At 59.9% G+C, this 23,337-nt stretch carries 18 protein-coding genes; 9 read left to right on the top strand and 9 right to left on the bottom strand.

The window, feature by feature from the left end; translation table 11 throughout:
• Window positions 1-16: 16 nt before the first annotated feature.
• Window positions 17-1,606, bottom strand: coding sequence for an ArnT family glycosyltransferase (locus tag QMK54_RS20170; protein ID WP_223594178.1), 1,590 nt, complete (start codon window positions 1,604-1,606; stop codon window positions 17-19).
• A 187-nt stretch (window positions 1,607-1,793) separates the two neighbouring features.
• On the bottom strand, window positions 1,794-3,290 hold the full coding sequence (locus QMK54_RS20165; protein ID WP_320401219.1) for a methyl-accepting chemotaxis protein: 1,497 nt from the start codon (window positions 3,288-3,290) through the stop codon (window positions 1,794-1,796).
• A 667-nt stretch (window positions 3,291-3,957) separates the two neighbouring features.
• On the opposite strand from QMK54_RS20165, the gene QMK54_RS20160 reads away from it, so the two are divergent.
• Together QMK54_RS20160 and QMK54_RS20155 are read left to right on the top strand one after the other, a co-directional pair.
• Window positions 3,958-4,152, top strand: a complete 195-nt coding sequence (locus QMK54_RS20160; RefSeq protein WP_110661133.1) for a hypothetical protein — start codon at window positions 3,958-3,960, stop codon at window positions 4,150-4,152.
• Between the two features lie 55 nt (window positions 4,153-4,207).
• Window positions 4,208-4,393: a hypothetical protein gene (locus QMK54_RS20155; protein ID WP_110661134.1), complete on the top strand. Its 186-nt coding sequence runs from the start codon at window positions 4,208-4,210 to the stop codon at window positions 4,391-4,393.
• Between the two features lie 240 nt (window positions 4,394-4,633).
• Here QMK54_RS20155 and QMK54_RS20150 read toward each other — a convergent pair whose 3' ends face one another.
• Window positions 4,634-6,859, bottom strand: a complete 2,226-nt coding sequence (locus QMK54_RS20150) for a M10 family metallopeptidase C-terminal domain-containing protein (RefSeq protein ID WP_263295966.1) — start codon at window positions 6,857-6,859, stop codon at window positions 4,634-4,636.
• 773 nt (window positions 6,860-7,632) lie between these two features.
• Here QMK54_RS20150 and QMK54_RS20145 point away from each other — a divergent pair.
• From QMK54_RS20145 to QMK54_RS20135, 3 genes are all read left to right on the top strand, one after another.
• Window positions 7,633-8,991: an MATE family efflux transporter gene (locus QMK54_RS20145; RefSeq protein WP_110661136.1), complete on the top strand. Its 1,359-nt coding sequence runs from the start codon at window positions 7,633-7,635 to the stop codon at window positions 8,989-8,991.
• 220 nt (window positions 8,992-9,211) lie between these two features.
• Window positions 9,212-9,883 (top strand): phosphoribosyltransferase, encoded by a 672-nt coding sequence (locus QMK54_RS20140; protein ID WP_320401218.1) that lies wholly within the window; start codon window positions 9,212-9,214, stop codon window positions 9,881-9,883.
• Between the two features lie 137 nt (window positions 9,884-10,020).
• Complete coding sequence (locus QMK54_RS20135) at window positions 10,021-10,590, top strand: YceI family protein (RefSeq protein ID WP_110661138.1); 570 nt, start codon at window positions 10,021-10,023, stop codon at window positions 10,588-10,590.
• Window positions 10,591-11,480: 890 nt separating this feature from the next.
• On the opposite strand, the gene QMK54_RS20130 is transcribed toward QMK54_RS20135, so the two are convergent.
• On the bottom strand, window positions 11,481-14,861 hold the full coding sequence (locus tag QMK54_RS20130; RefSeq protein WP_223588082.1) for an Ig-like domain-containing protein: 3,381 nt from the start codon (window positions 14,859-14,861) through the stop codon (window positions 11,481-11,483).
• A gap of 391 nt (window positions 14,862-15,252) precedes the next feature.
• On the opposite strand from QMK54_RS20130, the gene QMK54_RS20125 reads away from it, so the two are divergent.
• Complete coding sequence (locus QMK54_RS20125; protein ID WP_110661978.1) at window positions 15,253-15,975, top strand: GNAT family N-acetyltransferase; 723 nt, start codon at window positions 15,253-15,255, stop codon at window positions 15,973-15,975.
• Between the two features lie 137 nt (window positions 15,976-16,112).
• Here the strand turns inward: QMK54_RS20125 and QMK54_RS20120 are convergent, their stop codons facing one another.
• Window positions 16,113-16,553, bottom strand: a complete 441-nt coding sequence (locus tag QMK54_RS20120) for a hotdog fold domain-containing protein (RefSeq protein WP_103395578.1) — start codon at window positions 16,551-16,553, stop codon at window positions 16,113-16,115.
• Between the two features lie 164 nt (window positions 16,554-16,717).
• On the opposite strand from QMK54_RS20120, the gene QMK54_RS20115 reads away from it, so the two are divergent.
• Window positions 16,718-17,338 carry a TetR/AcrR family transcriptional regulator gene (locus QMK54_RS20115; protein WP_223588084.1) on the top strand — a complete coding sequence of 207 codons (621 nt, stop codon included), beginning with the start codon at window positions 16,718-16,720 and terminating at the stop codon, window positions 17,336-17,338.
• Between the two features lie 313 nt (window positions 17,339-17,651).
• Here the strand turns inward: QMK54_RS20115 and QMK54_RS20110 are convergent, their stop codons facing one another.
• On the bottom strand, window positions 17,652-18,278 hold the full coding sequence (locus QMK54_RS20110; RefSeq protein WP_110663139.1) for a TetR/AcrR family transcriptional regulator: 627 nt from the start codon (window positions 18,276-18,278) through the stop codon (window positions 17,652-17,654).
• An 85-nt stretch (window positions 18,279-18,363) separates the two neighbouring features.
• Here QMK54_RS20110 and QMK54_RS20105 point away from each other — a divergent pair, with 85 nt between their 5' ends.
• Window positions 18,364-18,969: an NAD(P)H-dependent oxidoreductase gene (locus tag QMK54_RS20105; RefSeq protein ID WP_320401217.1), complete on the top strand. Its 606-nt coding sequence runs from the start codon at window positions 18,364-18,366 to the stop codon at window positions 18,967-18,969.
• A 22-nt stretch (window positions 18,970-18,991) separates the two neighbouring features.
• Here QMK54_RS20105 and QMK54_RS20100 read toward each other — a convergent pair whose 3' ends face one another.
• Both QMK54_RS20100 and QMK54_RS20095 read right to left on the bottom strand, forming a co-directional pair.
• Window positions 18,992-20,110 carry a P1 family peptidase gene (locus QMK54_RS20100; RefSeq protein WP_110662133.1) on the bottom strand — a complete coding sequence of 373 codons (1,119 nt, stop codon included), beginning with the start codon at window positions 20,108-20,110 and terminating at the stop codon, window positions 18,992-18,994.
• Between the two features lie 167 nt (window positions 20,111-20,277).
• On the bottom strand, window positions 20,278-21,381 hold the full coding sequence (locus tag QMK54_RS20095; protein WP_320401216.1) for an extracellular solute-binding protein: 1,104 nt from the start codon (window positions 21,379-21,381) through the stop codon (window positions 20,278-20,280).
• 110 nt (window positions 21,382-21,491) lie between these two features.
• On the opposite strand from QMK54_RS20095, the gene QMK54_RS20090 reads away from it, so the two are divergent.
• A complete protein-coding gene (locus QMK54_RS20090) occupies window positions 21,492-22,265 on the top strand; it encodes a helix-turn-helix transcriptional regulator (protein WP_320401215.1) in 774 nt (257 codons plus the stop codon).
• Window positions 22,266-22,269: 4 nt separating this feature from the next.
• Here QMK54_RS20090 and QMK54_RS20085 read toward each other — a convergent pair whose 3' ends face one another.
• Window positions 22,270-22,611, bottom strand: coding sequence for a DUF6124 family protein (locus QMK54_RS20085; protein WP_320401214.1), 342 nt, complete (start codon window positions 22,609-22,611; stop codon window positions 22,270-22,272).
• Window positions 22,612-23,337: the final 726 nt, after the last annotated feature.

Genomic DNA, 23,337 nt, shown 5'->3' with positions numbered 1-23,337 from the left:
TGATCACCTCAACGCATTATTGATCCAAAGCCTGAGTTACCGCTTGCCCAGCCACCGTCGTTTTCCCATGGGGAATAAACGCCGCACTGCCATTTTCCTTTGAATGAAACAACCGCGCGCCGTTGTTGGGTTTGGTGGTGATCAGTTGATGATCGACCGTCAGATAACTCAGCGGCAACTGATGGATGTCCTTGTACTGCTCCACGATGATCGTGCGTTCCGGATTCCAGGTCTCGCCACTTTTCTTTTCCAGCCACGCCATCAGTGCAGCACTGTCGCCGGTTTGTGGAATGTCCGAATCCGGGAGCACGTAATAGAACGGCGAGCCGTGATTTTGCAGGTACATGGGCAGCTTGTTGTCGACATCCACCAGCACCATGCGCCATTCATTCCACGGCGCCGTCTTGATGGCTTCGGCACGCACATCCCGGGTGAACTGCATGACACCGCCGGCACCGCCGTTGGTCCAGGGATAGACTACGCCCAGGACCAAAAACAGAAACCCGGCCGCCCCGGCAATACCCTTGGTCCAACCGGGCTCGCCGGCTTTACCGGTCGCCTGACGCGCGGCCATGCGCCGGGTGACCCACCAGGCCGCCAGCAACTGCGCAAACGGTACCAGCGGCAATACGTAATAGCTGCGCCGGCTGCCACTGGCGGTGAAGAACAGGAACAGCAAGCCGAGGCCCAGGATCAGCCAGCGAACATTGGCTTCGGTGTGCTTCCAGCTGCGCACGGCCACCCACAAACCGAGCATCCAGCAGGGCGCCCAGGGCAGGGTGTAGACAGGCAGGTAAAGCAGATAGGTATAGATCGGGCCAATGTTGTCGAACGGCTTGAAGAAACGAACCACGTTCTCCTGAAACACCAGGCCCAATCCGCTCGGCCCATAAGTCGGCGTGCCATAGCGGTGGGACAGCAGGAACGGCAGCATGTACACCACGCCGCCCACCAGCATCGCCAGAAACAGTCGTGGGTTGAGATGGTTTTTCCAGCGCTTCTCACTGAGCAGATGCGGCAACAGCATCAGCCCCGGCAGGATGAACCCGATCAAGCCCTTGAACAGCGAGGTTAGCGCCAGCATCAGGAAAAACACGCTGTACCGACTCAGCCGTGTGTCGTCTGGGCCGCGCCAATACCACCAGACCGCCGCCAGCACACCGCAAACCGTCAGCACGTCCGCCGTGGCGACCCGCGCCCAGAACACGAAAAAGAACGTCGTCGCCAGAAACCAGCCGGCAATCAGGCCAGTGCCTTTGCGATAGAGCCGCTCTCCGATCAAATACACCAGCCAGACACTCAGCCACGCCGCCAACACCGAAGACAAACGCAGCGACCAGTGCCCGAGGCCGCCCATCAAATGGGCAGTGGCCGTAATCAACCAATAGGAAGGCAGCGGCTTGTCGTAATAGGGCATGCCCTTGAGGTAAGGGTCGAAGTAATCGCCGGTTTGCAGCATTTGCAACGCAATGTTCGCCCAGCGCGTTTCAGCGCCCCAGAGCTCCCTTGCGCCCAACCCGAACAGCAAAAGAAATGCGGATACGCCAAGCAGAAGGATCAGCGCACCCCGGTCACTTTTCAGAAACCTGACTAACGAATGGTTCATCACTATTTCGCACGTTGCGCTCGCCGTGGCGACGCTGGAGCAACAAGGCTATCGGGCGAAATGTGATGGGATTGTCAGTAGATCGAGAACAAACCATTAGTGCGGAAGGGAAGGTGTGCGCCCAATCCGTTGAAATCAGGCCGTGACCTGCAGGATGAAAAATTGTTCATGCCGATCACGGCTCCCATCATTGATGAAACGTCCGCCCCAGCGCATCCAGGCGCGTGGCAATCGGCGGTAGTTGACGACTGCTCAGCGCCAGCGTCTGCACATCATCCGCCGTGTTCTGCGCAATGCTCTGCACCGACTGCAAGCGCCCGACAATCTCGAAACTCGCCGTGGATTGTTCGCGGGTCGTCGTGACAATCCGCCCATTGAGCTCATCGATGTGCGAGATGTCGCTGCCAATGGCCTGCAACATCGCCGCCGCCAACTGACTGTCCTCGACACAGCGCTCCACCCCTTCGCGACTGTCCTGCATGGCCTCCACGGCTTTGCGGCTGCCTTGCTGCAAGGCCTCTATGATGGTCCTGATTTCCTTGGTGGACACCGCCGTGCGCTGCGCCAGGCTGCGCACTTCATCGGCCACCACGGCAAAGCCCCGGCCTTGCTCGCCGGCGCGCGCCGCTTCAATCGCCGCGTTGAGCGCCAGCAAGTTGGTTTGCTCGGCAATGCTGCTGATCACCTCCAGCACCGTACCGATCTGCTGAGCCTGCCCGGCCAGCACCTGCACGGTCTGGTTGGTGCCTTCCAGGCGCGAGGCCAACTGAGTGATTTCCTGTTGCGCCCGGTTCACGCTTTCCTGCCCGCGGCTGATCTGCACGCTGGCCTGGCCGGCATGTTCAACGGCATGCTCGACATGCACCACGATGTGCTCCATTGCATCGCCCATGCGCTGCATCGACCCGGTCATCTGCGCGATTTCCGTCAACTGATGCTTGGCGCCTTTCTCCAGCGTATTGCTCGCCTTGGCCAACTCCTGGCCCAACTGACCCAGACCCTGAGAATCACGCACCACGCCGTCCACCAGCGCCGTGATCTGCATCAGGAATTGATCGAAACGCTGCGCCAGCGACACATGCACCCGCGCCTTGTCGCCCTTACCCGTATCGACTGAAAGCTGTGAAGTAGCGGCGAGCATCTTGTCCAGCATGTCCTGGCTCTCCACCGCATCGGCCTGGCTGTGCACCGCCAGATAGAGCAGCGCGACCGTCTCCATCAGCACATAGAAAGCGTGAACGAACACCATCGTCCAGCTCCCGTGATGAGCCATCACAAACACCGGAAAACCCTGATGCTGCAGCACATGAAACACCACGTGATGCAGCGCAATCGTCAGCGCCGCCACCAGGATTGGCAGCCAGTCCCGATAAAACGTCAACACTGCCAACAACGCAAAAATCCCGAAGTGCGACTCAATGACCCCCTCGGCCTGATTGATGTGCAACGCCGCCATCACCATCAAGCCCACGCCGAGCAAACAGCGCATCCACCGCGACCCGCCGATGGCGCGATACAGCAGCGTCAACAACACACTGGTACCACCGCCCACCAACAGCGCCTGCTTGAACGTGTCGTGCCAGAACGCCAGGCCCACCGCGAACACGAACATCAGCCAGATCAGGCCCAGCATGATGCGGTCGGCTTTGCGGTAGTGGTCGAGGAAACGAGGGGGGAAGGGCATGTACGCTTACTCCATGTATTCGAACCGGGAAGAAGCTGGGGTTGGACTGATACCGGAAGACAAGCCTGTCACTGTGGCGAGGGAGCTTGCTCCCGCTGGACTGTGCAGCAGTCCCTTTTTTGGGGCCGCTTCGCAGCCCAGCGGGAGCGAGCTCCCTCGCCACAGGTTTTATCGCTTTAGCCTTGGAGGCAAATCGATTGCCGGCATGGTCGCGGTGTATTTGAGAAACCGTGGAGAGCGTAGCCATTGGCCATCATTCTTGGCCGGTACGACGTCGCGGGTGGAAAACAAAGTCCGATATAGAGGCAAGTAATGCTGAAGTGACGGGGAGTACGACGGGTTCCCCTGCAAAGCCTGTCGTGCACCCGAGGTCCTTACGACTTCTTCGGCGGATAGTTACCGCGCAAGCCTCCTAATTTTCAGGGATTCGCGAAGTGATTTACTGATGAAGTTTAGCTAATCGACTGTGGGCAGGGTCGTTTGGCACTCGGGGGGGGGACATCAGCTTTTCTTTTTCGACTCCATTCTCGGATTTTGCCTACAACTTCGGCAGGAGTAACCCGCTATTCCAACAGTGAAAAACGGGAAATACTGACCAGGCAAAAAGGGAGGATCACCGGCCGTACGGCGAGAACCTTCTGAACAGCAAAGCCCGATAGGATGAGCCATGCTACAAAACGACCGCGACAATCTGGAACTCGATAAACTGCAAGTCGAAATCCGAAGGTCCATGGCCGAAACCCGCAAACTCACGGCAGAAGAACGCAAGCTCAGGCAAGAGTCCTTCTGGTACCCGATCGCGGTGGGGGCTGGTACGGTGACCGCTATCGTCGCCGCTGTCAGCCTTTGGGCGAAGTTTTGAGCATTCGTACTCGCCACGGCAGACACGACTCGTGACTCACACAGGAAGTAGCCGCATGTCCACACAACATACGAATCAATCCAGCATTGAACAACTGCACCGCGACGTTGCAGCTTTTGCCGAAGAGATGCGTAGTCCCGCCCCGAGCGCGATCCGCTCTGCTGTGTTGCCGTTCAGCATCGGTGCCGCGCTGGCACTGGCAATCTTTGCCGCCGTCGCCATAGTCGTTCGACTGGTCTAGTCTCTTGCCGTCCCTCCGATGGCTGGAGGTGTTTGGGTGAAACTGGTGTAAACCTGTTTCTGGACGAGACAAAAGGCTTCGCCCGGTGCTGTTTCTGGCCGACTGCAGCCTGTCATCATCGGCTGCAATCGACCCGAAACTGCAGTTGGCCAAAAGCAGAAAACGGCCAAAAGGAGGCCGTCAGATACGTCTGGAAAATCAAGGGTGACCCGCTACGAGTCACCCTGTCAGATCCGTAAGTTAAAGTATAAAATCCGCCGTCGTCACGCTGCTGATACCGGTGATCTGGATGGCGAACTCCGCGGCGCTGTCGGCATCGGTATTGCCGTAGAGCACGCCCGCTGAAACTTTCAACTGGCCGGCCGCACTGAAGGCAACGGTACTGCCGATGATCGAGGTGAAGGCTTCGTTGGTGATCGTCGCCGTGTTGGCATCGAGCGTCGACAGGTCAATCTTGTCGGCTCCGCGGACGAAGTCGGTGATGATGTCCCAGGTGGCACTGGTGAGCCCCGTTTCAGCGAGGGCGTTGAAATCGAAGATGTCGTTGCCGGCGCCGCCGGTGAGGGTGTCCTTGCCTAATCCGCCCGTTAACACGTTGGCTGCCGCATCGCCTTTCAGAGTATCGGCGTAGCTGGATCCGGTGAGATTTTCGATGTAGAGGAGGCGATCGACACCTGCACCGAGTGTATTCTGGGAGGCCGTCGTGATGTTCAGGTCGACTTTGACCGCAGAAGTTGCCCCCTCGTAGGTAGCCGTGTCCACGCCGCCACCGCCATTTAGGGTGTCATTGCCAGCCGCACCACGCAGGGTGTCATTACCAAGTCCACCACTGAGTGTATCGTCACCGTTGCCTCCATCGAGGCTGTTGTTATAGGCATTGCCCACCAGGCGATCGTTCGCGTAACCACCAATAACGTTTTCGATATTGAGAATTCGATCATCCTCGTAACGGGATGCCACGACACGCTGCTCGCCCGTGAGGCTGAGATTGACGTTGAGCGCCAATCCCTCTGCTGCGTAGGACAGGGTATCGATGCCCTCACCGCCGTCCAGAAAGTCGTCGCCAAGACTGCTGATCAGCAAGTCATTACCGGTGCCGCCCGATAATACGTCGTCTCCCAGGCCGCCATTCAGAGTATCGTTTCCGGCGCCCCCCTTGAGGATGTCATAGTTGTCGCCACCATCGAGCTTGTCGTCGCCAATGCCGCCCTCCAGTGTGTCGTTACCATTGCCACCGAACAAACTATCGTTACCGCTGCCACCCACCAGCAGGTCGTAACCATCGCCGCCCTCAAGGGTGTCAGCGCCGCCTTCGCCGAACAGGCGGTCGCTGGACGAGGAGCCAACGAGACGGTTGTTGCCAAGGCCACCGAACAAATCGCTTTTGCCAGTGGCGAACTGACTAGAGTTGGCCGTGCTGGTATTGAGGAGCAGGTTGCTCGTTGTCAGGTCGGCGATCGATACTCCCGTGAGCACCAGCTCAGCCGAGTAGCCGCCGTTCCAATTTGTGATGACATCGCCACCTTTGTCGTCCCCCGCCTCAACCAGGCGCTTGAGGCTATCGATATCACTGATCCCGAGCGCGCGGACATCGAGCTTGTCCTGCTCCGCGAGACTGAAATCGACGACTCGGGTCGCGTCGTAATAATTGCTTCCCTGCTGAGCGATGAATACGTCGCTACCAGCCCCGCCGATGAGCTGATCGCTCCCGGTGCCACCGTTCAGGATATCGTTGCCACTACCGCCTTCGAGCACATCTCCATCGGCGCCACCGTTCAGGGTATCGTTGCCGGCACCACCGACCAAAAGGTCATTCCCAGCCATGCCGAAGAGGGTGTCATTGCCGCTTTCGCCAAAAAGGCGGTCGCCGGACGAGGAACCTGTAAGCCTGTCATTACCCAACCCGCCGAACAGGTCGCTCTTTGAGGTAGCGGTCAGAATATCGTCTTTGACGGTCGTATTGAGAAGTACATTGGACGCATCCAACTCGCCAATCCCGGTGGCCCAAAGATTGTTCAGCGTGGTCGTCGAATAATAACCGTTAGTATTGATCGTTAATAAAAGCTTGTCATAGTAATTGACTTCAAACAGGCGATTAAGCGTATCGATGTCGGAGATGCCGACCTGACGAAGATCCAGCCGATCTGCGGATACGTCAAAATCCGTGATGGTTTGCTCTATATAATTGGCGCCACGATTTATGACGAAAGTATCTGCCCCTGCGCCGCCTGTAAGGACGTTATTACTGCTAGTGCCCGCGTCCAGGATATCGTTGCCGTTGCCGCCATACAGGTTGTCCGCCCCACTGCCACCATAGATCGTATCGTTACCATCATCGCCATAAATGGTATCGTCACCATTATCGCCATAAATCACTTCGGCGATGTTGCGGCCATAAATTATATCGTAGCCAGTGGTTCCATAAATGGTGGACCCGTTTACCGTCTTTCCATTAACTGTTGCCAATTAGACTCTCCTGTCTTTACTGCTAAAAAAGCGGCTTCTGCCACGGGCTAAATTCCAAGCAGTAACTCGAGGCGCAACCCATCCTCGTACATGCTCATGTCAAACGCTTGCTTGGTTTGAAAAGTCGGTTCGCCTACTATTCTCAATCCTGCTGCAGTTGCGTGGTTACAATCCAAAGCCGACGTTGGCGACTAGCCAAGTTCGATCAATAGTCGACTATTAGATGTAACTACGAACCAAGGGGATTCACTACACCCGTTCACAGATGGCAGATGGCAGATGGCAAGTAGGGGGCGTAAATCGACCCGGCTTCCACATTGGCTTTGGAAAAAAATGCCCCGTACGTGGGTGCCGCAGGGGCTTTTTGACGCCATTTCACTACGCCTGACTACCCTGACCTCATTGTTCAGAATGGATCAGCAGAATTTTTTCGGCTGTTACTCCTCATGCGGTCCCTGTGCCGAGATAACATCAAAACGATATCACTGGGGGTATGGACTGTGTCAAGTGGATTACACATGGAGGATAGATCGCCACGACTGTGACACGCACCAAGCCGAGCGGAGATGGGGTCCGTTTGGCTAAGCCGCACGAGATCAGCGCGGTAGTGAGGCATTTCGAGCTTCATGTAGGACTCGCGACGATGAAACTTCAGGCCTTTCACCTCAGGTCGCTGGAAATATAAACACAGACCTGAGATGGTCACGCCCTTGGTTTCAGCCACCAACGCTATCCTTAATTATCGCTCCCGCCGTCGAGATGGATCTTCGCCCATGCAAACCCCCAGCCCCCAGCGCCCCCTCTGGAAAACCTACCTGTTTTTCCTCGCCCCGATGGTCCTGTCTAACTTCCTGCAATCGATGTCCGGCACGGTCAACAGTATCTACATCGGCCAGATGCTCGGCACCCAGGCGCTGGCGGCGGTGTCGGGGATGTTCCCCATCGTGTTTTTCTTCATCGCCCTGGTGATCGGCCTCGGTGCGGGCGCGGGGGTGTTGATCGGCCAGGCGTGGGGGGCGCGGGAGACGCATCTGGTGAAGGCGATTGCCGGGGCGACGGTGTTGTTGGGGGTGTTGATCGGGTTGGTGGCGGCGGTAGTGGGCAGTGTGTTTGCGCGGTCGGCGTTGGAGGGGTTGGGGACGCCGGCAGATGTGCTGGACGATGCGGTGGCGTATGCCCATGTGATGTTGTGGATCATGCCGTCGCTGTTGGTGTTTGTGTTGTTCACGCAGTTGTTGCGCGGGGTCAGCGATACGTTGTCGCCGTTGTTGGCGCTGGTGGTGTCGACCATTGTCGGGCTGGCGCTGACGCCGGCGTTGATTCGCGGGTGGTTGGGTTTTGCGCCGATGGGCATTCAGAGTGCGGCAATTGCCGGGTTGGTGGGTAATCTGGTGGCGATGGGGTTGCTGGCGTGGCGCTTGATTGGCAAGGGCCATCCACTGGCGCCGGACCGCGAGTTCTTTGCGGCGATGAAGCTGGACATGGCGATCCTCGGCAAGGTGTTGCGTATCGGTTTGCCCACCGGGTTGCAAATGGTGGTGTTGTCGTTGTCGGAGCTGGTGATTCTGGCGCTGGTGAACCAGCACGGCTCCCAGGCGACGGCGGCGTATGGCGCGGTGACGCAGATCGTCAATTACGTGCAGTTCCCGGCGCTGTCGATTGCGATCACGGCCTCGATCCTCGGGGCGCAGGCGATCGGGGCGGGGCGCATCGAGCGCATCGGGCCGATCCTGAAGACCGGGCTGATGATCAATGTGTGTCTGACCGGTGGCCTGGTGGTGCTCGGGTACTTGTTGTCGAGTTGGCTGCTGGCGTCCTTCCTCACTGAAGAGGCGACGCTCAACATGGCCGAGCACCTGTTGCACATCATGCTCTGGAGCCTGTTGGTGTTTGGCTTCCAGGCGATCATCGGCGGCATCATGCGCGCCAGTGGCACGGTGATGGTGCCGGTGGCGATTTCCATTGTCTGCGTGGTGGGGATTCAGTTGCCGGCGGCGTATCTGCTGGATGCGAAGTTCGGGCTGCAAGGGGTGTGGATGGCGTTTCCGGTGGCGTATCTGGGGATGCTGGTGTTGCAGACGCTGTATTACAAGCTGGTGTGGCAACATCAGAAGATCGAGCGGTTGGTGTAGGCGGGACGCAGCGGGAGGGGCATGCTGTTCACTGAACTTTGTGGCGAGGGGGCTTGCCCCCGTTCGAGTGCGAAGCGCTCGCAAAAAATTGTACTGATCGCGATATTTTTGGGGGCTGCTGCGCAGCCCAACAGGGGCAAGCCCCCTCGCCACAAAACCCTCGCCACAAAAGGACGGTGTGACTGAAAAAGACAGGCGCAATCGCCTGGGGAGGTTTCCGATGAGCCCCTTGTCCCATTCCATCCTGCAAGACCGGCCAGCGGCCGGGCGGCGTTTGATCGAGCCGCTGCTGCCTTACGCCAATCGCCCCGACGTCATCGTTCTGGCCTTGCCCCGTGGCGGCGTGCCGGTGGCTTATGCAGTGGCCACGGCCCTGAAGGTTCGCCTGGACCTGATGCTGGTGCGCAAGCTCGGCGTGCCGTCCCGTCCGGAGTACGCCATGGGGGCGATTGCCGGCGGCGGTATCCAGATTCGTAACGAAGAGGCACTGCGCGTGCACCCGATTGATCGCGCCGCGTTCGACGCCGTGGTTGAGCGGGAAACCCGCGAGCTGCTGCGCCGCGAGAAGGTCTACCGGGGTACACGGCCGCCGGTGCAACTCAAGGATCAGGTGGTGATCCTGATCGACGACGGCCTGGCCACTGGCGCGTCGATGCGGGCGGCAATCCAGGCGCTGCGGCTGCAGGCGCCTGCGCGCATCGTGGTGGCGGTGCCGGTGGCGCCGATCGAGACAGTGGAGGCCCTGCGCAGCGAGGTGGATGAACTGGTCTGCCCGTTGATGCCCGAGTGGTTCACCTCGATTGGCCATTGGTACGTGGACTTTTCCCAGACCCGGGATGCCGAGGTGATCGAACTGTTGCAGCGGGCGTGGCAACGCGGGGAGTGCGGATAGCGCGGACGGCCAGTGGCAGGTGGTCGCAAATCAGCGCGTGAAGTGGAATAAACGCCGGTTGTTTGCTTTAGTCCATCTGGTACCGGCCTTCGTATGCGGCACGCCAACTCAAGACGGGAGCCCTCCCGGAGAGTGTCATGAACCTTAGATCCGCGCGTTGCGTCGCTCTGGCCGGCACGTTGGTGTTCGGCCTGGTGCCGTTCGCTGAAGCCGTGGAATACAAGGAAGTCAACGCCAAGGCCAGTACCTTGAGTTTCACCTATCAGCAGATGGGTACGAAAAACTACGGCACCTTCGGCAAGTTCGAGGCCAGGCTCGACTTCGACACCGATAACCCAAGTGCCGCCCACGCCGCGCTAACCATCGATCTCAAGAGCATCGAAGCCGGCAGCAATGACTCCAACACCGAGCTGCAAAAACCGGCGTGGTTCGACACGGCGACCTATCCGGTGGCGACCTTCGAGTCGACGTCCATCAAGGCCCTTGGCGATAACCGCTACACCATTACCGGAAAGCTGTCCTTGCGCGGGCTCACTCGGGAGGTGAGTGTGCCTGTGCAGCTGAAATCGGAGAGCTCCATAGGCATCTTCGTTGGCGATCTGGTGCTCAAGCGTGACGACTTCAAGATAGGCGAGGGTGAGTTGGCGGACAGCATGGTGTCCAACGAGATCAAAATCCGCTTTCGCATGGTGGCGCCGCAGCGCTGACTGGAGCCTGCTCGCGAACGCGTTCTGACAGTCATCGCAAAAAAGGTTCTTCACACAATCCCGGGAAACACCCCCGATAACGCAATACCTGTAGGAGCCGGCTTGCCGGCGATGGACCCAAGCGCGCTGCGTTTATCCATTTCACACGCGTTATCGTTCACGACCATCGCCAGCAAGCCGGCTCCTACAAGAGGCCGCGTCCGGGTCGAAATGATGTGAACGCCAAACTGTAGGAGCCGGCTTGCTGGCGATGGCCTCAAATGCGCCGCGGTTATCCAGGTCACACGCGTTTTCGTTCACGACCATCGCCAGCAAGCCGGCTCCTACAAGACACCGCGTGACGTTCAAACCCTGTAGGAGCCGGCTTACCGGCGATGGACCCAAGCGCGCTGCGTTTATCCATTTCACACGCGTTTTCGTTCACGATCATCGCTGGCAAGCCAGCTCCTACAATGGGCCGCGTCCGGGTCGAAATGATGTGAACGCCAAACTGTAGGAGCCGGCTTGCTGGCGATGGACCCAAGTGCGCTGCGTTTGTCCAGGTCACACGCGTTATCGTTCACGACCATCGCTGGCAAGCCAGCTCCTACAATGGGCCGCGTCCGGGTCGAAATGATGTGAACGCCAAACTGTAGGAGCCGGCTTGCTGGCGATGGCCTCAAATGCGCCGCGGTTATCCAGGTCACACGCGTTTTCGTTCACGACCATCGCTGGCAAGCCAGCTCCTACAAGGGACCGCGTGTCGTTCAAACCCTGTAGGAGCCGGCTTGCCGGCGATGGACCCAAGCGCGCTGCGTTTATCCAGTTCACACGCATTATCGTTAACAGTGAAAGTCCCAAAAAAAAGCGCCCGGTCCACATTGCATGGACCGGGCGCCGATCAAGCCGCTCTAGTGCACTGGCACTGTCACGGTTTTGCCGAAGGCTGATGTGATGGTCGCTGTCGGGCTAGTCGATGGCGGACTGCCGACGGTCGTCACGGCTATGTTCCAGCGTGCGCCGGTAGCCGTAGGCGTCAGGGTGGCGGTGCCAAGGTTCACCGTACCGGTTGTGGTCGTGGCAGTCGCCGTGATGCTGTTGCCCGGGCCACGCGAGGTGGTGCCGGACAGCACCCAGTAGTAACGGCCGTTGCTGCGAGCGGTGACGGTAGCGCTGGTAACGATCAGGTTCTCGACCACCGCTGCCGAGACCGCCACGGATACCGTTGCCGGTGTCGATTCCGCACCCTTGGCATCGGCGGCCTTGTAGGTGAAGGTCGCGGTGAACGGTGCGGGGACCGTGGCCGGTGGCGTGTAGATCACGCGCGTGCCATCGGTGCTGACGCTGCCCTTGCCGGAGTCCGGTTGCTCCAGGCCCACCACTTTAAGCGGCACGTTGCCGTCAGGGTCGGAGTCGTTGGCCAGTACGTTGATGGTCACCGGTTGGCCGTTGCTCGTGGCGCTGTCGGGGTTGGCGATTGGTTTTTTGTTGTCGCCATCGTTGTTGCGTGTATCGCCACTGCGGAAGGTTGGCAGCGCGGCGGAGTTCACATAGTTGACGCCGTCCCAGCCGGGCAGGGGCGTTGGCATCAACTGGAACTGGCCAGGGTGCTCGATATCCCAGCGCAGCAGCATGGAGTTGTCCTCGTGCTGGGTGTTGTGGCAGTGCTCCATGTAGGTCCCGGCGAATTCACGGAAGCGGATCGCCATTTCCACCTCAGTCGAACTGTCGATGCCTTCACCGATGCGATAGACGTCCTTGCGTGCCCATTTTTCCCATTCAGGCGGCGCCTTGCCGTCGCGGGTGAGGATGGTGCCTTCTTCGAAGTGCACATGAACCGGGTGGTTCCAGCCGTTGCCGCCGTTCTTGATTTTCCACACTTCCAGGGTGCCGTCGCCGGAGAAGCCGGCATCGGTCGGACCGTTGGCCAGTTGCGGCGCGGCGCTGATCCGCCGTGGGTCCATGTTGTAGCCCAGACCACCGTCGGACTTGATGGTCCAGGGGGCTTCGTCGGTGCCGTCGGAGCGGCCGAAGATGAACTCGCGATGCCGTGCCACCTTGAGCTTGGCCTGCATCGCCGGGTCGTCGCGGTTGATCGTCAGCGGGATCATGACCTTGCCCACCGGTTTACCCGGTTTGGCGGGTTCGTAGTCGGCGGGGTTCATGCTCACGTCCTGGCCGGCATAAGGCTGCACCACCATCTGCATGAACTTGCCCACCACCGGGTCGCCCTTGTCCCATTCCAGCCCTTTGCTGCCTTGCTTGAGCACTGCTTTGTACTTCTCGGACAGTACGTCGGCCAGGCTCAGCGGAGTTTTTTCCGGCTGCTTGCCGGTCTGGTGCTCCATCAGGTTGACGAAGTACAGCTTGTCGCCGACAGAGATCCCGTTTTTCGCGAAGTTGACGATGATGTCGAAGCGCTCGGCGATGCCCATGGTGGGCAGGATGGCGTTGTGGTTCTGCACATTGCCGTCACCGTCCAGGTCCATGCTGCCGTCGAACGGCACGGCGTGTTCCATGAGGTTGCCGTCGTTGGCGATCATGTGGAACGGCACGCGGGTATACGACACGCCGGAACCTGCCGGGCCGGGGAATTCGCCACCGGTGCCGGCGACTTCACGCACCAGCGCGATCTTGAGGTAGCGCGACACCGAGCCGTTGAGGATGCGGAAGCGATAGCTGCGCGCGCGCACTTTCAGGCGCGGCTGGTACTGCCAGTTGACCAGGATCTGATCGCCGAGGAAGCCATCGGTGTTGAACGGGTTGAACCACAGTTGGCCATTGGCGTCCCAGGCCTTGTCGGCGATCATCAGGTTGACGTCATAGTCGCGGTTGCCCCAAGGCAACGCCGAACCGCTGGGCAGACGCAGATTGACGCCGTCCTGGAAGGCTTCGTTACCGCGGTCCAGGGCGCTGTAGTAATTCATCATCACCGCGTTGCCTTTGTAGACGTTCTGCGCGGTGAAATCGAGCATGTGGTCATGGAACCAGTGGGTACTCATGGTTTCATGCCAGTCGCCACGAATCTTGATGCTGCCGTTGTTGCACGTCTTCAGGCCCGGAGTGGCGTCGTTGACATACAGGGTTTCGCCCGGGGCGCAGGGGAACGCCGCGCGTGGGTCTTCAGCCTTGGTGTTGATGGTGTCGTAACCGGCCAGTTGCATCGGCCAGCGATAGTCGTAGTACTGGCCCGGAAAGAAAAACGCATTGGCAAAGCCGTCGCTTTCGGCCGGGGAGTGACCGTTGTGTTCGTGGGTTGTAATAGTGTGCAGGCCAAACCCCATGTTGGCCGCCGGATCGATCGGCAGGGCGTTGTAGTGCCGCATCAGCGTCGGTTGACCGTAGCGCACCATCAGCAGTTTTACCGGAAAGGTGCCGTCGAAAGTCCATAGCGCCTTGTGGTTCTGGATCGGCATGTTGGGGTGAAAGCGTGTATCGATGCCTTTGGTGGTGCCTATCGTGGTCGGAATGTCCGAGGTCTGGTAGTACAGCCCGCCAGGCCCGAACTCACCGACGGCGTAGTTGTGCAGCTGACGGCGGTCGCGCATGCCGCCGTTGAGCTTGGCGCCCGCTTGCACGGTCTTGAACGCGACCTGTGGGTAGAACTCGTTCCAGCGCTGGTGCGACCAGCCTTTTCCTGGCGGACGACCTTCAGCCGGCGAGCCGACAGGTTGGCGGTTGAGGAAAGCTTCGATCTGCGCTTTCCACGGGTTGCGGTCCAGTACGTTGGAATACTGTGACGGGAACGGGTACAGCCCCGGCTGGCGCATAAAGGCTTCCAGCGCCGTGGCCGAAGGGCCGCTGCGGGCGATGCTGTTCGGGTCCTGATTGGGCGCGGGGCCGACGGTCGGAACCGGGAAGGTCAGGGGCGGCGCGGGCAGTGTCGGGTCGAGCTTTTCCGTGCCGAATTCTTCGAACAGCAGCAGTTGCTGAGTGTACGGCTGCGCCCCGAACAATGGGCTGGGCTTGCCATTGGTGGGGATCTTGAACGAAGTCTGCAGGGCTGGCGGCAGCACGTTATCGGCTGTTGGCGTGCCGCGGTTGCCATACACACCGTTGGGATAGGCGATGGAACCCTGGTTAGAGGGTGGCAAGGTCAATATGGCATCCAGTGCGGCCTTGGGGTCGGCCGCAGGGTTGGAGTACGCCGAGGGGTCGGTCGGTGGGGGTTGGTTGACATCGTCAAGCGGTACGGCGTTGGCGTTGCCGAAGCTGACGTTGATCAACATCACAGCGGCGATGCCCGGTTTGCTGAAAAAACAGAGCGATTTGGGGGCAGGCAGGCTTTTCATCTTGTTTCCCTCGGGGCGCGCCGGTGTGGCTGACGTTCGCAAAGCGGTCGATGCAAGAGGTGCGCCAAACGAGGGGAGGCTTGGAGAAGGTGCAAGTTTGATTTGTATCAAAAGGTTTAAGGCTGTGGTGATCGCGCCGCAGTGGGTGGGAATCCTCAAAATCGGGGGCCTTCACCCACCCATTTTCCCCACCCATGCCACTGATCGGCGTGGTGGTGGACGCTATCGGCGCGATTAGCGAAAACGCCGGCTCGCCCAGCACAAAGTGTGCCTGCTTCACTGCTGTCAGCCTCGAGCACGCAACGCCTCGACGGCAGGGGTAATACAGCGGACCGCGGGTATCAGGCGCGCTATCATAGGCGGCCCTCGACCTTTAGAGCCTGTCACCGCAATGCCCCTGATCAGCCATTTCAAGACCCCGTGCCCCGAGCACATCAATAGCCAGATCCTGCAAATGGTGGTCGACAACCTGACCGACATCAGCATGGTCGCGATCCCGCCCAGCAACCTGCTGTACAACCTTTATCAATACGCGATTGGCTATGAGGTGCACCTGTATCTGCAGGCGCTGAACGGTGAAAAGGGCATTGCCGTCGAGCTGATCGTTGCCACCGACGAAGACGACCCGGACAAGGTGATCGGCTTTGTGCTGTACCTGCCGGTGCAGGACGATCCCGAGGCATGCGGCGTGGCGTACATGGCAGTGCAGGGCGAGTATCGGCGCCAGGGCGTGGCCCGGCGGATGCTGCGGGAAATGGTCGGCCGCTATCCCCATGCCGAGCTGACTTGCGCGGTGGCCAAGGTGCCGTATTTCGAGGCGATGGGCTTTGAGGTGGTGGGTGTGCGTGCGACCCAGGTGTTGATGAACACCCGCGATCACGTCACCGATGGCTTGATGGCATTGCTGGATGTGGCGTCGATCTACAGTTCGCTGGAAGTGCGGCAGATTCATACCTACCTGCTGCAAAAACACGGAAAACGGGCCATGACCGATGCGGAAAAACAGCGCGACCGGCACCTGGACCAGTTGACGCGCAAGGCCCAGGAGTTTGTGCGGGAGCGGCTCGGGGAAGATGCCGTACCGGCTAGCGGACCTCGATTGCGGCTGGTCTGAGCACACTCTCCCATACACCATAACTCCACCTGTGGGAGCGGGCTTGCTCGCGAAGGCGGTTTGTCAGCCAACATATGGGCGACTGATACACCGCTTTCGCGAGCAAGCCCGCTCCCACATTTAACGGCGGTCAGTCTTCACGCCAGCTTCACATTCATGGTAATCCGCGCCGTGAACACCTTCTTGCCTTCGGCATCGTGAATGTCCACTGGCACGATCTTGTCGCCTTCGGTGGTCCAGTCCACTGCATCTCCCTCGGCTATCGCCGTCACATCGCTCTTGGCCTTGGCCAGGTATTCCACGGTCATGCCTTTGGGAATCCAGCGCGCGCCGGCGGGAATTGAAACGTCGGTCATCATCCCGGCGGCGAGTTCCGCGGCGTTGCACATGGCGATCGCATGCACCGTACCCAAATGATTGGTGATCTCCCGGGCAAATGGCACGTGCACGGTGGCGCTGCCTTTGCGCAAATCCTTGACCAGCGGGTTGATGGTGGAGAAGTAGGGCGCCACCTGGCAGGCCATTTTGCTGAACGCTTCTGGCCCTGCGCTGTTGAACATGCTGAGGAACTGACTCATTTTTTTGCCTCTAGAGGATGTCGGTTTGCAGAATGTTGCTCCGTTACAGAATATTGTTCTGTAACGGAACAGTATTCTGTCGAGGAGAAATCTGTCAACCTAGCGCGAATAGTTCGCTGGCCACGGCCAGCCTCCATAGATGACTTTCTGGATTGTTTTTCTGCATGGAAACCGCCGATCTGCTCGAACGCTGTTACCCCGGACGACGCGCCGAACTCAAGCGCGACATCTTCAGAAAGGCCCTCGGCCTGTTCAACGAACAGGGGATCGAGGCCACGACCATCGAAATGATTCGCGCCGAATGCGACACCAGTGTCGGCGCGATCTATCACCATTTCGGCAACAAGGAAGGGCTGGTGGCGGCGCTGTTTTTTACCGCCCTCGACGATCAGGCCCGATTGCGTGACAGCTACCTGGCTGAGGCCCAGACCACACAAGCGGGGGTGCACGCGCTGGTGCACAGCTATGTGGATTGGGTCGACAGCCAGCCGGAGTGGGCACGGTTCCAGTACCACGCACGGTTTGCCGTCACCAAGGGGCCGTTCAAGGACGAGCTCGCCACCCGCAACAAGGCGCGCAACAAGCAGTTGCTGACATGGCTGGGCGCTCACGGCGATGAACTGGGGAGTTTTCCGGGGGAATTGATGCTGTCGTTGATCATCGGCCAGGCAGACAGTTACTGCCGCGCCTGGTTGTCGGGCCGGGTCAAGGGTAGTCCGAAGGCGTACCGGGACATGCTGGCGCAAGCGGCGTGGCGGTCCCTATGCACGACCGAGCCCCAATGAAAATCCCCTTGTGGGAGCGGGCTTGCTCGCGAAAGCGGTGTGTCAGCCAACATCCAGGGCGACTGACACGACGCCTTCGCGAGCAAGCCCGCTCCCACATTGGAGATGTGTTGTTGGGTAGATGTTTTTCAGAGGCAAAAAAAAGAGCCTCAAAGCTCTTTGATGGGGAGGAAGTAGAGCCGTTGAGGCTCAAGATGCGCATGAAGCAGGCGGTGAGCTTGGTAGGGGTTCAGATCACTCACCACCTACGCAGCGGCTTGTTGAGCAACCAAGCGGCTGCGTAACTCCATCCTAGAAAGACCGAGCGTTTCACTCAAGTACCGCTAGTCGTGTTGCTGCGTGTGCTTCTTTCGACCATCGCTTTGATGATTTCAAACAGTTCGTCCTGTGCCTGCCCTGCGCTGATCTCGTCATTCGCAGCGGCGTGGGACAAGGCTTCGGCGGCGCCGAGCATCGCGTGCAATCCGGCTGGCCTGGTGCCTCCCGCCGCAGCGAAGGGGGAGAGCACGTTTCGGCACTTTTCGAGGAAGATCGCTTCGTACTCGCGCTTGATCTTTTCCAGTTCCGGCGAACCCGCCAGCGCGGCGATCACGCCGGGTATCTCATTGCCCTGAAGCAGCACGCAATCGACGTACGAGGTGGCAATCACCCGTGCGGTGTTGGCCAGGGTCGGTTCGCAATGTTCCAGCGCGGCATCCATCAACGCAGTCTGGCGCGTGTCGAAATCCTGGTAGAGCGCGGCCAGCAATCCGGATCGAGTGGTGAAGTGATCGTAAACCACCGGTTTGGTAATCCCGGCCAACTCGGCGAGGCGGCCCAGGGTCAGGGCGTCCGTGCCTTCCTTGCGCACGAGTTGCCAGGCAACGTCCAGCAACTGCCGCAGTCGATCTTCCCGCGACATCCGGCGACGCGGCTGTTCTTTTGATTCGATGGTTGACATGGCTATGTACCAAAAGTAACTTACTATTCGTAACTTACCAAGAGTATATAGGGTCCGCCCCGTGCTCTCAATCAGGAGTTCCAGCATGCACACGCTTATCGTTGTCGCTCATCACGATCCTCTTTCGCTTACCCATGGCGTGGTCACGCGGATTGCTGACGGCCTGGCCCTGGCCGATCCCGATAACACGGTGGAAATCGCCGATCTCTGGGCCGAAGGTTTCGACCCGAGGTTCGGGCCTGCGGATTGGGCGGTGCATCACCGGGAGGCATCACCGCCGGCCGATGTGATCGCCGAGCAGGCACGGATAGATCGCGCCGACGCGGTGATACTGGTCTACCCGGTGTTCTGGTGGTCGATGCCGGCGCTGCTCAAGGGCTGGATTGACCGAGTGTTCGCCAATGGCTGGGCTTTCGATTTCGGGGCGGATGCCAAGCTGGTGAAAAAGCTGGATCGTCTGCGGGTACACCTGATCGGAGTCGGGGGAGCCGACGCGCGAACCTATGCCCGACATGGATATGCAGACGCCATGAAGACTCAGATTGACCATGGCATTTTCGATTACTGCGGTGCGCAGGTCGTGACGTCGCAATTGCTGCTGGAGTCGGAAATTCAGGATCCGGCCGTGCACTTGCAGGTCGCACACGCCTTGGGTCGTGGCCTGTATCGGCAAGATGTCGAGGCGGTATGAGCCACATACCGCCCCGATATCACTAGACCTGTTCGCCCGGCCAGCCGGCGCGACGCAACGCCTTGAGCAGGGTGTCGGCATCCAGCCCCGATACCGCATGCCCGTTGCCTTCGGTCGTTTCGCCGGCAAGCAGGGCGTTGATGATGGCTTCTTCCACGGCCTCGGTGGCGGCCAGGAACAGCTCGCTGATGTGGTCGTTGTTGACCATGCTCAGGTGGTCGGTGGTCGGCGCTTTCTTGCTCTCGTAGGCGGCCGGTGGCACATCATTGCCGGTGGCGAACGCGATGAAGATGTCGCCGCTGTGGTCTTCGTTGCCGCCGCCGGTGCGGGCCAGGCCGAGGCTGGCGCGCTGGGCCAGGCGGGTGCACTGGTGCGGCAGCAACGGCGCATCGGTGGCCAGGCAGACCACGATCGAACCCATGCCCGGATGAGGCAGCGAGGCCTTGAGGAACGGCGAATCGGCCTGTTCCATGTAGCGCCCGACCGGGTAACCGTCGACCCGCAGTTCGTTACGGATGCCATGGTTGGCCTGGACAATCGCCCCCACCGTCCAGCCGCCCTGGGCACTGTTCAAGCGTCGCGACGCGGTGCCGATACCGCCCTTGAATTCGTGGCAGATCATGCCGCTGCCACCGCCGACATTGCCTTCGGTCACCGGGCCGCTCTCGGCGCTGCGCACGGCCTGGGCCACGTGCTCGGGCTTGACGTGAAAACCGTTGATGTCGTTGAGCAGGCCGTCGAAGGTTTCCAGCACCACCGGCATGTTCCAGTAGAGGCGCCCGTCATCGGGTTGCTGCTCGCGATCGAGGACGATCAGCGCATCGCGCACCACGCCCAGGCTGTGGGTGTTGGTGAAGGCGATGGGGCTGGTCAGCAAGCCTGCTTCGCGAATCCACTCCAGCCCCGTGGCATCGCCATTGCCGTTGAGCACATGCACACCGGCAAAGCACGGTTGCTGGCTGGTGGAACCGGCGCGCGGCTCGATGACGGTGACACCCGTGAGGATGTCGCGGCCACTGGCGGTGCGTCCCCGCACATTGCTGTGGCCGACCCGTACGCCGGGGACGTCGGTAATGGCGTTGAGCGGGCCGGGTTGCAGTTGGCCGAACTGGATGTTGAGGTCGCGGGCGCGTGGTTTCATGGGTTTTCTCATCGTTGATTCATGGCAGAAAAAGGGTGTTTCGGGCAACGCAATTCCAATGTGGGAGCGGGCTTGTTCGCGAAGACGTAGTGTCAGTCGCTATCAATTTTTGCTGATCCACCGCTTTCGCGAGCAAGCCCGCTCCCACAGGGTTTTGTGGTGTCCGGTCATTGACCGTTCTTGACCTTGCTCCAGATCCGCGTCCGCACCCGTTCCGTAGCTGGCGGCAGTGGCTGGAGGGTGAACAGGGTGGCCATGGCTGCGGCTGGCGGGTAGACGGCCGGGTTGCTGCGGGTCGCTTCGGCCACCAGCGTGGTCGCGCTGCGGTTGCCATTGGGGTAGTTGAGGTGGTCGCTGACCGGGGCGATGACTTCAGGGCGCATCAGGTAGTCGATGAAGGCCAGGCCTTGTTCCGGGTGCGGGGCGTCCTTGAGCAGCACCAGCGTGTCGAACCACACCGGCGCGCCTTCCTTGGGCAGGCTGTAGGCGATCTTCACACCGTTGCCGGCCTGCTCGGCGGTGGTCTTGGCTTCGAGCATCGCGCCGGACCAGCCGACCGCTACGCAGATGTTGCCGTTGGACAGGTCGCTGATGAATTTCGACGAATTGAAGTAGGCGATGTGCGGACGCAACTTGAGCAGCAGCGCTTCGGCCTTCTTGTAGTCTTCGGGGTTGGTGCTGTTGGGCGGCAGGCCGAGGTAGTGCAAGGCGACCGGCAGCATCTCCGACGGCGAATCGAGCATGGCCACGCCACATTCACCGAGCTTGGCCAGGTTCTCCTCCTTGAACACCAGGTCCCAGGAGTCCACCGGCGCCTTGTCGCCCAGCACCGCGCGCACTTTGTCGATGTTGTAGCCGATGCCGTTGGTGCCCCACAGGTAGGGCACGGCGTACTGGTTACCCGGATCGTTGTTGGCCAGTTTCGCCAGCAGATCGGTGTCCATGTTCTTGAAGTCCGGCATCTGCGCACGGGGCAGTGGGGCGAGGGCGCCCGCCTTGATCAGCGTGGGCAAGCTGAAGTTGCTCGCCACCACCACGTCGTAGCCGCTGCGGCTGGTGAGCAACTTGCCTTCGAGCACTTCGGCGCTGTCGAAGGTGTCGTAGACCAGCGCAATCCCGGTGTCTCGCTTGAAATCCTGCAGGGTAGTCGGGCCGATGTAGTCGTACCAGTTGTACACGTGCACGGTCGGCGCATCGACGGCAAAGGCCGACAGCGACACCGCCAGGCTGGCGCCAAACCCCAGATTGAAATACAAGCGGTGACGACTCATGATGCGGCACTCCTGGCCTGTTGCGGCCGGTGGTAATCAGGAGATTGCAGCGTATCGACCGGGGTGCTCTTCACCCATTCCCATCATGGGTTACTCAAAAGGGGTAGTGCGTGGACGCGTTGTTGAAAGAGTTGCCGGTGCACCAGGGGCTGGCGCGGGTGTTCACGGCGGTGGGGCGGGACGGCTTCTGGCGGGCGCTGGTCGATACCCTGCGCTTGCTGGTGCCGCTGGACAACGCGCTGGTGGCGCTGATGCGCCCGGGCCATGTGCCGCGTCTGCTGATTGATTTCGATGCCAAGGGCAATGCTGACGAGCAGGAAGAACTGGCGGACTACCGCGCCGGCATGTACCTGCTCGATCCGTTCTATCAGGCCGCCTGCGCGGGCATCGCCGACGGCTTGCACAGCCTCGAATCGGTGGCCCCCGACCAGTTCCAGCACAGCGAGTACTACCTGAGTTACTTCAGTACCGTGGTGGGTGGGGACGAGTTGCAGTTCATGGTCAACGTCGATGGCGCCGTGCTCGGCTTGTCACTCGGGCGCTCGACGCGCTTCAGCCTCGAGGAGCAGGGCCGCTTGATTTGCGTGCGTGACTGGGTGCTGGCAGCGATGCGCCGACACCTGGATTTGCTGCCGCTGGAAGGGCCGGTCGCCGAACCACCGGCCGGCGATCTGGCGACCTTGCTCGATCGCTTCGACGCACGCCTGACGCTGCGCGAGATCGAAACGGCGCGCCTGATCCTCCAGGGTTTCTCCAGCAAGGCCATCGCGCAGCAACTGGGCATCTCCCCGGAAACGGTGAAAGTGCACCGGCGCAATGTCTACCACAAGCTCAACGTCAACGGGCATGGCGAGTTGTTTGCGCTGGTGCTGCAGCCGCGTTGAGCTCTCATGGCGCGTGTTGTTGCCGATCCACCATCGCCTTGGCAATCTCCAGCAAATGCCAGATCGAAAACACCAGGGCCCGATCAGCGCCCTTGAGTTGATCGCCACACTGATACGCCGTGACCGAAGCGCAACGCAGCAGGTCGGCGATATAGAGCTGGGTATCTTCAAAGCTCACGTCGTTGCTGACGTTGTAAAAGCGCAGTTCATCGGGGCGGGCGGGGTGGTCGCCGGTCAGGTGGAAATCAATCGCACGGTAGAGCGCTGATCGATCCCTGAGTCGGTCTTCAGTGACGGTTTCGTTGGTGGAGGTTTCGGGAGGTGGATCGGGTACGGATTTTTCCATGAGTGTTGCTCCTATTGCTGCATGGGAGCCATCACTTATCGCCTACTAAACGATTGGGTGGCGGCTGTACGCAGGTTAGTAGGCCGGTCAATAGGAAAAACCGGTGCACCCGAAAGTGCCCCACGCACAGCCACCATATTCTGCATGCGGCAAAATGTGCCGGACATGAGCATGGAATCGCTATGCGCCTATTGTTCCGGGCTACTAAACCCGATCAATGATGAGCAGTGACGGACCGAGACTAGCCATGGAAAATGGCAGGCGCAAGCGAGCGAAATGATCTAGGAAATGTCCTGCAAAAGAAAGGGAGCAGGCCTGCAAAGCCGCTGATTTTCCTGTACGAAAACTTCCCTGCCAGGTGTGGTGATCACCTGTGGCGAGGGAGCTTTTGTGGCGAGGGGGCTTGCCCCCGTTCGACTGCGCAGCAGTCGTAAAACCAGCAACCTCGTTTTTTCTGACACACCTCATTGAATGATTTTAGGGCCGCTTCGCGCCCCAACGGGGGCAAGCCCCCTCGCCACAAAAGTACGGTGACCTTCAGCTCGTCAGCGTTTGTTCAACCCCCGCGCCAACCGATCCCACCCAACTGAATCATCGTCACCATGATCTGGCTGACAAACCACTGATATCCATTCGGCGCGATCCATTGTGGGAGCGAGCCTGCTCCGGGCGGCGTTCCGACGATGGCCATTTCACGGACATCGACCTGTAACTTCTTACAGTTTC

The organism is Pseudomonas sp. P5_109 (assembly GCF_034009455.1).
Classification (GTDB): domain Bacteria; phylum Pseudomonadota; class Gammaproteobacteria; order Pseudomonadales; family Pseudomonadaceae; genus Aquipseudomonas.
This window is presented reverse-complemented; position numbering and strand designations above follow the sequence as displayed.